Source organism: Streptomyces abyssalis (assembly GCF_001751365.1).
Taxonomy (GTDB): domain Bacteria; phylum Actinomycetota; class Actinomycetes; order Streptomycetales; family Streptomycetaceae; genus Streptomyces; species Streptomyces abyssalis.
In genome coordinates this window covers 425240-438687 of the sequence record NZ_LJGT01000040.1, presented here as the reverse complement: position 1 = coordinate 438687, position 13448 = coordinate 425240, and the positions used below count along the sequence as shown (strand labels likewise).

Here is a 13448-nt window from a genome sequence, read left to right as displayed (position 1 = left end):
CCTCCTCGTTCGCCGGACGGGGTGTGGCGGACGGTCCGAAATCGGTGAAGTGGCCTCAGGAGAGCGGCTGTTACCGCTTGGCGCCGGCCTTGAACGTGCGGCGCGCCCACACGTAGCCGACCAGGGAGAGCGCCGCGCACCAGGCGAGGCCGACGGCCGCGCTGGAGCCGATCGCGGTGCCGAGCCACAGGCCGCGCAGGGTCTCGATGACCGGGGTGAAGGGCTGGTGCTCGGCGAACCAGCGCAGGCCGGTGGGCATGGACTCGGGCGGCACGATGGCGCTGCCGAGGAACGGCATGAACGTCAGCGGCATCGGGATGTTGCTGGCGGTCTCCGGGTTCTTGGCGACCAGCCCGATACCGGCGGACAGCCAGGTCAGCGCCAGGGTGAGCAGCGCGAGCAGTCCGACGGCGGCGGCCCATTCGACGGCCGTGGCGTCGGGGCGGAAACCCACGAGGAGCGCGACGCCGATGACGAGCGTGATGCTGGTCATCGTCTGGATGACACTGCCGACGACGTGGCCGGTCAGGAACGAAGCCCGGGAGATCGGCATCGTACGGAAGCGGTCGACGATGCCTTCGGTCTTGTCGACGCACACGCTGATCGCGGTGGTCAGGGCACCGGAGGTGGCGGCCATCAGGATGATGCCGGGCGCGACGTAGTCGATGTATTCGCCGCTGCCGGCGGGCAGGCCGCCGATGCCGGCGCCCAGAGCGGTGCCGAAGACGTAGTTGAACAGCAGCAGCATCATGATCGGCATGATGACGACGGTGAGCGTCAGCGACGGGTATCGCAGGGCCTTCTTGAGGTTGCGCCGCAGCATGGTCCTGGAGTCTCTGGCGGCGTAGGACATGGTGGTCATCAGGCGTGCTCCTTGGACGATGCGGCGGTTCCGACGGCGGTGCCGACGACGGCGGTACGGGACTGACCGGTGAGGGTCAGGAAGACGTCGTCGAGGTCGGGGGTGTGCACGGTGAGCGACTCGGCTTCGACGGCGGTCGCTTCGAGGGTGTCGAGTACGGCCCGCAGGTTGGGGATGGAGCCGTCGCTCGGGATCTGCAGGGTGAGGGACTCCTCGTCGCGCGCGGCGACGCCGAAGACGTCCGCGGCGGCCTCCAGGCCCTGGGCGTCGGCGAACCGCACCCGGATGTGGCCGCCGGGGATGCGCTGCTTCAGCGCGTCGGCGGTGCCCTCTGCGATCAGCCTGCCGTGGTCCAGCACGGCGATCCTGTCGGCGAGTTGGTCGGCCTCTTCGAGGTACTGGGTGGTCAGAAAGATGGTCACCCCGTCGTCGGCGACGAGGCCGTGGATGATCTCCCACATGGTGCGCCGGCTGCGCGGGTCGAGTCCGGTGGTGGGCTCGTCGAGGAAGATGATCCGCGGATCGCCGACCAGTGTCATCGCCAGGTCCAGCTTGCGCCGCATGCCGCCGGAGAAGGTGACGGCGGTCTTGTCCGCCACCTCCAGCAGGTCGAAGCGGCGCAGCAGTTCCGCGGCCCGCCGCCTGCCTTCGCGCCGGTCGAGGTGGTGCAGGTCCGCCATGAGGAGCAGGTTCTCCTCGGCGGTCAGCAGATTGTCGACGGCTGAGAACTGGCCGGTGACGCCGATCGCGGAGCGCACCGCGCCGGAGGCCCGGGTCAGATGGCGGCCCGCGACCCAGGCCTCGCCCGCGTCGGCGTCGATGAGCGTGGAGAGGATCTCCACCGTGGTGGTCTTGCCGGCGCCGTTGGGCCCGAGCAGGGCGAAGACGGTGCCTTCGGCGATGTTCAGGTCGATGCCGTCGAGCACGAGCTTGTCGCCGTAGGACTTGCGCAGTCCGGTGGCGAGGATAGCCGGGGCCGCCGCGTTCGCGGCTCTCGGCGCTGATCTCGGGGTGGCGGTCATGGCCGCTTTCCTTTCGGGGGTGGCGAGTTGGGGATACGCGGGGTCAGGCGCGGCGGACGATGATGTCGCCGGCCCCGGTCCGGGCGTGCACCTCGACGGTCTCCTCGGAGTCCCCGGGGCCGGCGGCGGTGCCGAGCGAGTTGCGTACCGTGCCGAACCTGGGGTTCAGATCGAGCCAGGCGGCGGTGCCCTCGTGGATGCCCACTTCGAGGTCGCCGACGGAAGTACGCAGAACGATGCGGCCGCGTGTGGCGTCGCTGACGCGGATGCGGCCGTTGGAGGACACCGCGTCGACCCCGGCGTGAGCGACACCGACCTCGATCCGGCCGTTGGCGGCCTTGGCGCTGACGCTGCCGTGCGCGACGCCCACGGAGATGTCGCCGTTGGCCGCTTTGGCCTTCAGGCCGCCGGTGACCTCGCTGATCGCGGTCGTGCCGTTGCCGTTCTTGACGGTCGCCGTCCCGGCGACCGTGCCGACCTCGATCCGGCCGGAGCCGACGACTTCGGCGTCCCCGGTGGAGCGGGCCAGCCGGATGTCGCCGTGGTCGGTCCTGAGGTCGGCCCCGGCCGACTCCTCCACCTGGAGGTCGCCGAGTGAGGTCTTGAGCGTCACCTCCCCCAACGGGCCCTCGCAGAAGAAGCCGCCCAGGGCCGAGGCTCCCCGCACGTCCGATCCCGCGGGCAGTTCCACGCTCACCTCGATGGCGCCCGGCTTGCCGAACGGGGACCGCTTCTTGGGCATCCTGACCGTGAGGCGGCCGCCCGAGCAGGTGACCTGGGTCTGCTGTACGGCGCGTACGTCGTCCTCGTCCGAACCGTTGCGCGGCAGCACCTCCACAACCGTGTCGGTGCGCTTGCCGGCGGCGATGCGGGCGGTGCCGACCTCCAACTCGAAGGTGGCGGAGACCGGTTCGGGGGTGTCGAAAGCAGGCATGGCTGTCCCGTCCTCTTGGCTCGGTTGAGTGATCCCGCTGGTGAGGCGGGTGATGGGTTACGTCGGCGGGACCGGCGGTCCCGCCGGTGAAAGCGGAGTGCGGGGGCCGGAAGCCCTAACGGACCCAGCCGGTGAAGCCCCGTCCGCCCGAGTCCTTGGCGCGGCCGGGCGGGCTTGCGCGCTCCCCGCCGTCGAGAGCCGTGGACACGGCCCGTACCAGCCACGCGTTGACCGACAGGCCTTCCGCCGCCGCGACGTCCTCGGCGCGGGCCTTGAGATGGGCGGGCAGGCGGAAGTTGATCCGCGCCATGGTGCCGTCGTCGGCATCCGCGGACGGTGACGGCGCGGGCGCGGCGGGAGCCGCGACCGGTTCCCGCGCCTCCTGCAACGGCTCGGGGGCGGGCGGCGCCGTCACCACGAACTCCGGGTCCAGTCCGCGCAGTCGCACGTCGACCGAGCCCGGCGCCAGCTCCCGCGTGACCTCGCCCATGGCGGCGGACAGTGCGTTGAGGAGGGTCAGGCGGGCGGCGGAGTCCAGGGGTGCGGTGAGCCGCTCGGCCAGGGCGCGGGCTTCGTCACCGCCGGCGTCCGCCGCGACGGCGAGCTCTTGCCGGAGGTTGTCGACGTAGGGCGTGAGATCCATGACGCCATAATGGCACATCGATGGCGCCATGGCGACCCCGATTGGCACCCTTTTTACCCGCATGGCATCTGAACTGCGAGTTCACCCGCTGAACGGTTACGTCATGGCGCCGCTCCGACGGCGCCTCGACGAGCACTCGGCCCATCGTGGCACCACATTGGCGCCACACCTGGCCCCGCCCTGGCACCACCGCACCGCCGGTCCGGCGTCGTCATCGAAGGGCGCTCTTCCCGGCATCGCTCAGGACACGGCGCGCCCGCCGCCCCGCACCCTGGCCGGTGTCCTTGAGCACCCTGGCGTGTGTGAACGCGTACCGGTTCCACTCCGTGCCGGAGCCGGGCAGTGCGTGCGTACGGAACTCCGTCAGCGGCATCACGGAGACGTCGAGCCGGGCGTCCCTCCGCGACTCCGCGGCGAACCGCTCCCCCGCATCGTCGGCCACGACCAGGATCACGTCGTAGTCCGAGCGCGCGGTCGCCGTCCCCTCCCGCGCCTGCGAACCGCTCAGGACGAGCCCCAGCACCCGCGGCTCCCCTGCCAACCGCTCGCGGAGCCCGGCGAACTCCTCTTCAGGCGTCATCGGTGATCAGGCCTCCAGCCCGCGTCAGAAGTACCCCTTCCGGCCGTCGACGAGCTCCCGGATGATGTCCGCGTGCCCGGCGTGACGGGCCGTCTCCTCGATCATGTGGAGCAGAATCCAGCGCAGCGACGTCCGGTCGGCGTTGTAGCCCGGGTGCTTGCCCACGTCGTCGAGCCCGTGTGACGCGGTGATCTCGTTCGACACCTCGCACTGCCGCTCGTACTCCCCCAGGAGCTGAGCCAGCGGGACACCTTCGACCATCATGTCCGCGGCTTCCGGCCCGTCCTCGAACTGCGGCCCTACGGCGGGCCGTCCGAGCAGCAGCACCTCGAACCAGCAGTGCTCGACCCAGCGCATGTGGGAGACGACACCGGCCATCGTCATGTACGGCGATCCGGGGAGGACGGAGCAGTGGGCATCCGCCTCCGAGAGCCCTTCGCACTTCCAGCGGACGATCGCCCGCTGAAGGTCGAGATAGCCGACGAGCTGGGTCCGCTCGTCGGCGTCGAACGGTGGACGTACGCGGGAAGCTGTCATGGCCGCGCACGCTATCCCGGCCCCGCACGGCGCCGCACCGCATTTGGAAGGTGTCTTGATTGGTGATGGCTCAATGTTCCCGTCATGGGGATGGCCGAGCGTTTGGTACCTCTCTTCCGGGGTCTCGGGCGCGAACACTCACGACAGCCAGGGACTTGAACCCCTAGTGCGAGGGATACCGCCGATCCGTTCCCGCCGTGGGCCGCGTCGCCGCAGGCCGGCCAAGCTGCACGCGGACAAGGGCTACGACTATGACCACCTGCGCAGATGGCTCCGTTCCCGGAACATCACACCCCGCATCGCCCGCAAAGGCATTGAGTCATCGCAGCGGCCGGGTCGGCACCGGTGGGTGGTCGAGCGCACCGTGGCCTGGCTGAAACGGCTTCCGTCGCCTGCACCGCCGCTACGAGCATCGCGCCGACCACTTCCTCGCCTTCGTCGGCATCGCCTGCGCAATGATCGGCTATCGCACCCTGACACGATGAGCCAGATTCGAAAGGGGAGGAAATGCCAGATGTACGCCAGGCTCTCGCTTCCGACCACCGCGCGATCGTCGAGTGCGTGCAGAAGTGGTGGAGTGACTCACGCACCCCTGACCAGGCCCGCGAGTTGTCCCTGCTGCTGCCGAAGCTGTTCTTGCAGTTCTTCTCCAGCACCAGCCTGGTACTGGAGGACGACACCGGGATCACAGCGTTCCTGGTCGGCTTCCACTCCGCCGACAACGAGGATGAAGCGTACGTCCACTTCGTGGGGGTAAATCCGAAGCTACGTGGACAAGGCGTGGCCCGCAGGCTGTACACGGTGTTCCTTCAACGCGCTGCCGAGGCAGGCCGCCGGGAAGTGCGTGCGATCACCTCGCCCGCGAACACCGGGTCCATCGCGTTCCACCGGGCCATGGGCTTTGACCTCGAAGAGGGCGATCGTGAGTTCGACGGCCTGCCAGTGCACAGCGACTACGACGGCCCTGGTCAGGACCGCGTGTGCTTCTACAAGAAGATCGCATCCCGTGCGCAGACGTGACTCGAGACCTGCACCGCTGCTGACTGCAGTGACCACCACTGACCAATTGAGACGACTTCTCACGCCCGGCGGGCCAGGCTGCGCCCGGCGGCCGCCGTCGTTGTCGCGCCGCCGCAGGGCGGTCGGCAAGGCGGCCAGGCCGCGAGGCCGCAAGGCCGCTTGGGACGCCCCGAGCCGCGGTCAGCGCCCGCGGCGCCCCGCCGGCCCCTGCCCCTAGTCCTCGAACGGGTCGAAGTCCTCGTACTCCCCCAGCGCTTCGTCGCGCTCCGCCTCGCGGTCGCGGCGGCGCTGGGCGGCGGGGCGCGGGCCCTCCATGCGGTGGTCCTCGCCACGGCGGCCGAGCATCTCCGCGCCCGCCATCATCGTCGGCTCCCAGTCGAAGACGACCGCGTCGTCCTCGCCGCCGATCGCGACGCCGTCGCCCTCGCGGGCGCCCGCCTTCACCAACTCGTCCTCGACACCGAGCCTGTTGAGCCGGTCGGCGAGGTAGCCCACCGCTTCGTCGTTGTTGAAGTCCGTCTGGTGGACCCATCGTTCGGGCTTCTCACCCCGTACGCGGAAGAGCCCGTCCGCCTCCTTGGTGACCGTGAACCCCGCGTCGTCCACGGCCTTCGGGCGGATGACGACGCGCGTCGTCTCCGTCTTCGGCCTGGCGGCACGCGCCTCGTCGACCACCTTGGCGAGCGCGAACGAGAGCTCCTTCAGCCCCTGCCGGGAGACGGCGGAGACCTCGAAGACCTGGTATCCGCGGGCCTGGAGGTCGGGGCGGATGATGTCCGCGAGATCCTGGCCGTCGGGGATGTCGACCTTGTTCAGGACTACGACGCGCGGCCTGCCCTCCAGGCCGCCGTACTGGGCGAGTTCGGCCTCGATCACGTCGAGGTCGCTGGCTGGATCGCGGTCGGATTCGAGAGTCGCGCAGTCCAGTACGTGTACGAGGACTTCGCAGCGCTCGACGTGCCGCAGGAAGTCCAGGCCCAGCCCCTTGCCTTCGCTCGCTCCGGGGATCAGACCGGGGACGTCGGCGATGGTGAAGACGGACGAACCGGCCGTGACCACACCGAGGTTGGGCACGAGAGTCGTGAAGGGATAGTCGGCGATCTTCGGCTTGGCCGCCGAAAGCACCGAGATGAGCGACGACTTGCCCGCCGAGGGATAGCCGACGAGTGCCACGTCCGCGACGGTCTTCAGCTCAAGGACGATGTCTCGTGCCTCACCCGGCTCGCCGAGCAGCGCGAACCCGGGTGCCTTGCGTCGCGGCGAGGCGAGCGCCGCGTTGCCGAGGCCCCCGCGGCCGCCCTGCCCGGCGACGAAGACGGTGCCCTTGCCGACCATGTCCGCCAGCACCTCGCCCTTCTTGTCGAGGACCACCGTGCCGTCCGGGACGGGCAGCACAAGGTCCTTGCCGTCGGCGCCCGAGCGGTTGCCGCCCTCTCCCGGCTTGCCGTTGGTGGCCTTGCGGTGCGGGCTGTGGTGGTAGTCGAGAAGGGTCGTCACGTCCGGGTCGACGACGAGGACGACGTCCCCGCCGCGTCCGCCGTTCCCGCCGTCCGGACCGCCGAGCGGCTTGAACTTCTCCCGGTGCACGGAGGCACAGCCGTGGCCTCCGTTACCCGCGGCGACGAACAGCTCGACGCGGTCCACGAAGGTGGTCATGTGAAGTGCCTCCAGGCTGACGGTCGGTGCGTGGTGCGTAGTGCGAGGTGCGAGGTGCGGCGGCGTGCGGTGCTGCGGGTGCGGCGGCCTGTCCTGCCGAACAGACCGAGGGCGGACCCGCTTCCCGTACGTACGAGCGATGCGTACGCACAGGAGCGGCCGTCCGCCCTCGATGGTGATGCGTGATGCGATGCGCTACATGCGCTGCCTGCGCGGCTGATTACTCAGCGGCGGGAACGATGTTCACGACCTTGCGGCCACGGCGCGTGCCGAACTGCACCGCACCGGCGTCCAGCGCGAACAGCGTGTCGTCGCCGCCACGGCCGACGCCCGCACCCGGGTGGAAGTGGGTGCCGCGCTGACGGACGAGGATCTCACCGGCGTTGACGAGCTGACCGCCGAAGCGCTTCACACCCAGGTACTGAGGGTTGGAGTCGCGGCCGTTCCGAGTGGACGATGCGCCCTTCTTGTGTGCCATCTCTGCTCAGTCCTTACTTCTTCTTCTTGGCAGGCGTGGGGATGTCGGTGATCTTCAGCGCGGTGTGCAGCTGGCGGTGACCGATCCGCTTCTTGTAACCGGTCTTGTTCTTGTACTTCTGAATGCGGATCTTGTCGCCCTTGTGGTGGTCCACCACCTCGGCGGAGACCTTGACCCCGTCCAGCACCCACGGGTCGCTGGTGACCGTGTCACCGTCCACGACGAGCAGGGCCGAGAGCTCGACGCGCTCGCCGGCCTTGCTCTCGGAAATTCGGTCGACCTCGATGACGTCGCCGACAGCCACCTTCTGCTGACGGCCGCCGGTGCGCACGATTGCGTACACGCGGAACTCTCTCTCACTCGTCACGGAGCCCCTGACGCCAGCCGCCCGGCGCGAATCCGGCTGACGGTGGAGGACACCGCCGCCCGGCCCCACGATCTGATCCGAGTGGATTGAGCGGCCTCTCCCCGGCTGACGCCGCGGGAGGGAGTTGCTCAGGAGCGCGGCGCATCCCGATCGACACGCCAGCGGTCAAGGTTACGGGGCGCCGCACACGCTGGTCAAACCGGTGCGGGCGGCGCCGCGGGCCGGCCGGGGGCGGACGCCACGACGGCAACTCCCGTACGGACGACTCCCGTACGGCGGGCTCCGGGACCCCTGACGGGGAAAGCCCCCGGCTGTGACGCGATCCGCGATGGTGCGCGGACCGTGTCACAGCCGGAGGCCGGAGGCCCCGGGCCGGACTCTCACGGTGTGCATTCGCCGTGAGAGCGGTGCGCGGCGTACGAGCCGCCGTTCACTCCTGCTCGGCGGGTGCGGACACGGAGGACGGTGCGTCCTGCTCGGCCGCAGCCGTCTTCTTGGACGTGGCCGACTTCTTCGCGGCCGTTGCCGTGGTCTTCTTCGCAGCCGACTTCCTGGCCGCCGTCTTCTTCGCGGCGGACTTCTTCGCGGCCGGCCCGCCGGCGGCCGAGCCGTCACCGTCTCCGGCGTCCGCGGACCCCGGACCCGGCGCGGAGGACTCCGAGGACTCCGAGGACGCCGCGCCTGCGCCGTCCGTCCCCGGCGGCGGACCCGCCGGAGCGGAGACGCTACGGGTGACCCGGCGACGGGCACGTGCCGGAGGAGCCGCCTCCGGAGCGGCTGCTTCCGGAGCCGCCTCGGCAGCCGGCTGCGGTGGTGCGGCCGGGCGCTCGGGGACGGACAGCACGATCGCACCGGCGTCGTCCGAGGCCTGCGGAGATCCCGCCGGAGCCGAGACGCTGCGGCTGACCCGGCGACGAGGCCGTGCGGGAGGAGCTGCCTCCGTGGCGGACGGCTGCTCGGGCGCCACCTCGGCGGCGGGCTGCCCCGGCTGCCCGGACGGCCCTTCCTCCCCGGACTGCCCGTCCGGCCTGGGCGCCACGACCGTGACCACGGCCTCTTCCGAAGCGGGCGGCGACCCCGCGGGGGCCGATACCTTGCGCGTCGTACGGCGGCGGGTGCGCGCGGGGCGCTCCGCCTCCGCCTGCGTGCCCGTGGACGTGCCCTGACCCGTACCCGAGCCCGTGCCTGCCTGACCGGCGTCGTCCTGCTGCACGCCGCCCGCGTCGCTCACGTCACCGGCGGCCTCGCCACCAGCTTCGGAGCCTTCCCGCGAGCGGCTGCGGCCGTTTCCCGGGCCGGTGGCCCCCTTCGGGGTGCTCGCCTCGTCGGAGCCGGACCCGGAGCCGGGCCCGGACCGCGAACTCGCCGCTCTCGGCTGCGCGGGTTTCCCGCCCTCCGTACTCGCCTGCTCCGCGGGCTCGGGCGAGGGTTCACCCTGCTCCGGTGCCGCCTGGGGCGCTGAGGCCGACTGTGGCGCTCCCTGCGGTGCGGTCGCCTTCCGGCTGCCCCTCCGCCGGGTGCGACCGCGTCCGGATGTGGCCGAGGACTCCGCCTCCGCCACCGATCCGTACAGCTCCTCGTCCGGCGTGAACTCCTCGGAACGCGAAGCCCTGGTGCCCTTGGCGCCCCTGGTGCCCTTCGCGGTCTTCGCAGCCTTCGCGCCGCCGGCCTCCGCCTCGGCCGCTCCGGACTCCGCCTCCGGTACGGACACGGACCCGGCTTCCACCGGAGCCTTGGCCTCGGACGCGGCCTTGCTCTCGTCCTTGGTCTCCGCCTGGGGCTGCTGCGCGGCACTGCCGCCCTTGCTGCCCCGCTTCTTGCCCTTCTTGCCGCCGCCGGCTGCCGGCTGCTCCATGTGTACGAGGACACCGCGACCGTTGCAGTGCACGCACGCCTCGGAGAAGGACTCCAGGAGCCCCTGCCCGACCCGCTTCCGCGTCATCTGCACGAGCCCCAGCGACGTCACCTCGGCCACCTGGTGCTTCGTACGGTCCCTGCCCAGGCACTCCAGCAAGCGCCGCAGCACCAGGTCCCGGTTGGACTCCAGCACCATGTCGATGAAGTCGATCACGATGATGCCGCCGAGGTCGCGCAGCCGCAGCTGGCGCACGATCTCCTCGGCCGCCTCCAGGTTGTTCCTGGTGACCGTCTCCTCAAGGTTGCCGCCCTGGCCGGTGAACTTGCCGGTGTTGACGTCGACGACAACCATCGCCTCCGTACGGTCGATCACCAGCGAACCGCCGCTCGGCAGCCACACCTTGCGGTCCAGCGCCTTCATCAGCTGCTCGTCGATGCGGTACGTGGCGAACACGTCCACGTCCGACGTCCACTTCTGCAGCCGCTCGGCCAGGTCAGGCGCCACATGCGAGACGTAGCCGTGGATGGTCTCCCACGCCTCGTCGCCGCTGACGATGACCTTGGAGAAGTCCTCGTTGAAGATGTCGCGCACGACGCGCACGGTCATGTCCGGCTCGCCGTAGAGCAGCGTCGGGGCGTTGCCCTTCTGCGACTTGCGCTGGATGTCCTCCCACTGTGCCTGCAACCGCTCGACGTCGCGGCGCAGTTCGTCCTCGCTGGCACCCTCGGCGGCCGTACGGACGATCACGCCCGCGTCCTCCGGCACGACCTTCTTCAGGATCTGCTTCAGGCGCGAACGCTCGGTGTCCGGCAGCTTCCGGCTGATGCCGGTCATCGAACCCTCGGGGACGTAGACCAGGTAGCGGCCGGGCAGCGAGACCTGGCTGGTCAGACGGGCGCCCTTGTGGCCCATCGGGTCCTTGGTGACCTGCACCAGCACCGACTGACCGGACTTGAGCGCGGTCTCGATGCGGCGGGGACCGTTGGCCATCCCCAGCGACTCGAAGTTGACCTCGCCCGCGTACAGGACGGCGTTGCGGCCCTTTCCGATGTCGACGAACGCGGCCTCCATCGACGGCAGCACGTTCTGCACCTTGCCGAGGTAGACGTTGCCGACGTACGACGTGGACTGCTCCTTGTTGACGAAGTGCTCCACGAGCACGTCGTCCTCCAGCACGCCGATCTGCGTACGCTCGCCGCTCTGCCGGACGATCATCTCCCGCTTGACGGCCTCGCGGCGGGCCAGGAACTCGGCCTCGGTGATGATCGGCACCCGGCGACGGCCCTGCTCGCGGCCCTCGCGCCGGCGCTGCTTCTTCGCCTCCAGGCGCGTCGATCCCTTGATCGCCTGCACCTCGTCGACGGGCTCTTCCTTGCGCTTGCGCGGCTCGCGGATCTTGACGACCGTACGCTCCGGGTCGCCCTCCTCACCCTCACCGGCGGAACCGGCATCGCCGCTGTCACCGCCGCGCCGACGGCGACGGCGACGGCGACGGGAGCTGCTGGAGGAGCCTCCGGAACCTCCGCCGCCCCGGGTCTCCTCGCCTTCCTCATCGGTCTCGTCCGCTTCGGCGGACTCCTCGTCGCCACCGCCGGCGTCCTCGCGCTGCTTGCGCTGGTCCTTGCCCTCGCGGGCTCCGGCACCGCCCTCCGCGGCGGCCTCGTCGGTGGAGTCGGGGCTCTCGCCCCGGCGGCGCCGCCGTCCGCCACGGCGACGGCGGCGAGCGGGACGCTCCTCCTGGCCGTCTTCGGCCTCGCCGTCCTGACCGGACTCTGCCTGCTCCTCGTCGGCGTCCGCGCCCTCCTCGGTCGCGGCAGCGCCTTCCGCTTCCCGGCGGCCGTCCGCGGAGGAGTCACCGCCACGGCGGCGGCCGCGCGGACGGCCGGAGGCGGCCGGGGCCTCCTCCTCGTCCTCCTCCAGCTCGTCGGCCTCCTCGGCCGCCGCTCCGGCGGCGGCAGCGGCGGCAGCGCTCTGCGGGGTCTGGAACGCCGGTTCCGTGAACACCGGCGCCTGGAAGAGGGCCACCGGCGGCTGAGCCTTCTTGCCGGTGAACTCCCTGTCCTCGGCCTGCCCGTCCTCGGTCTGCTTGCCCGCGGACTGCTTGCTCCTGGACTGCTTGCGCGGGGCGGCGGTCTCCTCCGCTGCCTCCGTCTCCGGCTGGTCCGTCCCACGGGAGGCGGACCGTGCGGTCTTGCGCGTAGCCGTGCGGCGCCGCGTACGGGCGCCGGTCTCGGCCGCCTCGCCGGAACCGGCGTCGCCGGATTCACCGGTCTGTTCCGCTGTCGCCGCTTCCGCCCCGGCGTCTGCTCCTGCCGCGGCCTCTGCGTCGCCGGCCCCCTTGGACGACGTCTTCGCCGACGCGCTGACCTTACGGGCCGAGCCGCGCCGCGAAGCACGTCCGGGCGCCGAGGTGTCCTCACCCGCGGAACCCGCGGACTCGGAGCCGGACTCGGCCCCGGCCACGTCCCCGTCTCCGGACCCGGCTTCCGTCTGCCGGGGCTGCTCCGCGGTGCTCTCCGCGGCGGAGACCGCCTTGCGCGTCGTCCTGCGCCGTGTCCGTGCGGGCGGGGCGGACTCCTCACCCGTACCGGCCTCCGCGGACTGCTCGGCCGCCGGGGCCGGAGCGCCCTCGGGAGCGGCGGCCCGGCGGCGCGACCTCGCGGGGGGTGCCGGATCGGCGACCGCCTCGGAGGCGGAGCCGGCAGCAGCGGTGGCGTCTGCGGCACCGGTCACGTCCGGAACCGCCGCGGCCGCACCGGACTGCTCCGGCTCGGCGGTCGCGGGCTCGCTCACACTCGGGGTGCCCGCGGGAGCACTGGCCCTGCGGGTGGCCCGGCGCCGGGGAGGCGCGGAGACCGGGGCAGGGGCGTCGGGGGCCCCGGCAGCCTCCACGGAGGCGTCGCCAGAGCCGGACCCACTCGTCCGGCCTGCTGCTTCTCCGGAATCCGAGGCCGCGGCGGCGCCGGCGGAGACGGACACGTCGCTCGCCGCGATCACCTCGGGAACCGCCGACGGCTGGGCCGGCGGGCCCGCCGGACGGCTCGCCGCGCGGCGGCGCCGCGGCGGGAGGGTGTCGCTGGGAGAGGCGGAGCCGGCCTCCGGGCCCTCCTTCTCAGGCTCCTGCTCCGGCGCCCGGGCCGGTGCCCCGGTCTCGTCCGGCGCGTGGGCCTGCGGCTGCTGCGGCTCCGCGGTGCCGGTGTGCTGCGCGTCCTGCGTGTCCTGCACGTCCTCCGCGTTCACCGCGTTCTCGGCGGACTCCACGGCTGCGCTTTCATTTTCGTTGTTCGGTTCGAGCATGCGGGCGTTTCTCCCGTCACGCTCCCGGGCGCCGCGCCTCATCTTCACGATCACGGCCACGCTCCGGGCGGGCCGTGCTCCGGGGCGTGGGCGCCACACGGGAGCTTCTGTCTCACTCGCCGGTTCCGGTCTGTCTTCCGTACAGACGGCCCGGCTACGGCAAAAGTCTTCTGGTCACTGCGCCTGCCTGGCTC

General features: G+C 71.4%; 11 protein-coding genes and 1 pseudogene. 2 read left to right on the top strand and 10 right to left on the bottom strand.

What is annotated here, in order from left to right:
• Window positions 1-70: 70 nt before the first annotated feature.
• From AN215_RS16810 to AN215_RS16785, 6 genes are all read right to left on the bottom strand, one after another.
• Window positions 71-862 (bottom strand): ABC transporter permease, encoded by a 792-nt coding sequence (locus AN215_RS16810; protein WP_070013789.1) that lies wholly within the window; start codon window positions 860-862, stop codon window positions 71-73.
• Entirely contained in the window at window positions 862-1884 is a 1023-nt protein-coding gene (locus tag AN215_RS16805) for an ATP-binding cassette domain-containing protein (protein ID WP_070013788.1), read from the bottom strand. The genes AN215_RS16810 and AN215_RS16805 overlap by 1 nt, the downstream gene beginning before the upstream one ends.
• 43 nt (window positions 1885-1927) lie before the next feature.
• Window positions 1928-2818, bottom strand: a complete 891-nt coding sequence (locus AN215_RS16800) for a DUF4097 family beta strand repeat-containing protein (RefSeq protein WP_070013787.1) — start codon at window positions 2816-2818, stop codon at window positions 1928-1930.
• A gap of 115 nt (window positions 2819-2933) precedes the next feature.
• Window positions 2934-3461 (bottom strand): hypothetical protein, encoded by a 528-nt coding sequence (locus tag AN215_RS16795; protein ID WP_070013786.1) that lies wholly within the window; start codon window positions 3459-3461, stop codon window positions 2934-2936.
• Between the two features lie 211 nt (window positions 3462-3672).
• Window positions 3673-4041, bottom strand: a complete 369-nt coding sequence (locus tag AN215_RS16790; protein WP_070013785.1) for a nucleotidyltransferase domain-containing protein — start codon at window positions 4039-4041, stop codon at window positions 3673-3675.
• A 24-nt stretch (window positions 4042-4065) separates the two neighbouring features.
• Complete coding sequence (locus tag AN215_RS16785; RefSeq protein ID WP_070013784.1) at window positions 4066-4578, bottom strand: DinB family protein; 513 nt, start codon at window positions 4576-4578, stop codon at window positions 4066-4068.
• 121 nt (window positions 4579-4699) lie between these two features.
• Between AN215_RS16785 and AN215_RS28715 the strand changes: the two are divergent.
• Both AN215_RS28715 and AN215_RS16780 read left to right on the top strand, forming a co-directional pair.
• A pseudogene (locus AN215_RS28715) lies at window positions 4700-5063 on the top strand (IS5 family transposase); the annotation flags it as partial.
• A gap of 22 nt (window positions 5064-5085) precedes the next feature.
• A complete protein-coding gene (locus AN215_RS16780) occupies window positions 5086-5598 on the top strand; it encodes a GNAT family N-acetyltransferase (protein WP_070013783.1) in 513 nt (170 codons plus the stop codon).
• Window positions 5599-5811: 213 nt separating this feature from the next.
• Here the strand turns inward: AN215_RS16780 and obgE are convergent, their stop codons facing one another.
• The 4 genes from obgE to AN215_RS16760 all read right to left on the bottom strand — a co-directional run bounded on the left by obgE (window position 5812) and on the right by AN215_RS16760 (window position 13254).
• Window positions 5812-7254, bottom strand: coding sequence for a GTPase ObgE (gene obgE / locus AN215_RS16775; protein WP_070013782.1), 1443 nt, complete (start codon window positions 7252-7254; stop codon window positions 5812-5814).
• 220 nt (window positions 7255-7474) lie between these two features.
• Entirely contained in the window at window positions 7475-7732 is a 258-nt protein-coding gene (rpmA, locus tag AN215_RS16770) for a 50S ribosomal protein L27 (RefSeq protein ID WP_055484987.1), read from the bottom strand.
• Window positions 7733-7745: 13 nt separating this feature from the next.
• The gene (rplU, locus tag AN215_RS16765; RefSeq protein ID WP_070013781.1) at window positions 7746-8075 is read right to left on the bottom strand and encodes a 50S ribosomal protein L21; all 330 of its coding nucleotides are present in this window, start codon (window positions 8073-8075) and stop codon (window positions 7746-7748) included.
• 454 nt (window positions 8076-8529) lie between these two features.
• Window positions 8530-13254 (bottom strand): ribonuclease E/G, encoded by a 4725-nt coding sequence (locus AN215_RS16760; protein WP_079123243.1) that lies wholly within the window; start codon window positions 13252-13254, stop codon window positions 8530-8532.
• Window positions 13255-13448: the final 194 nt, after the last annotated feature.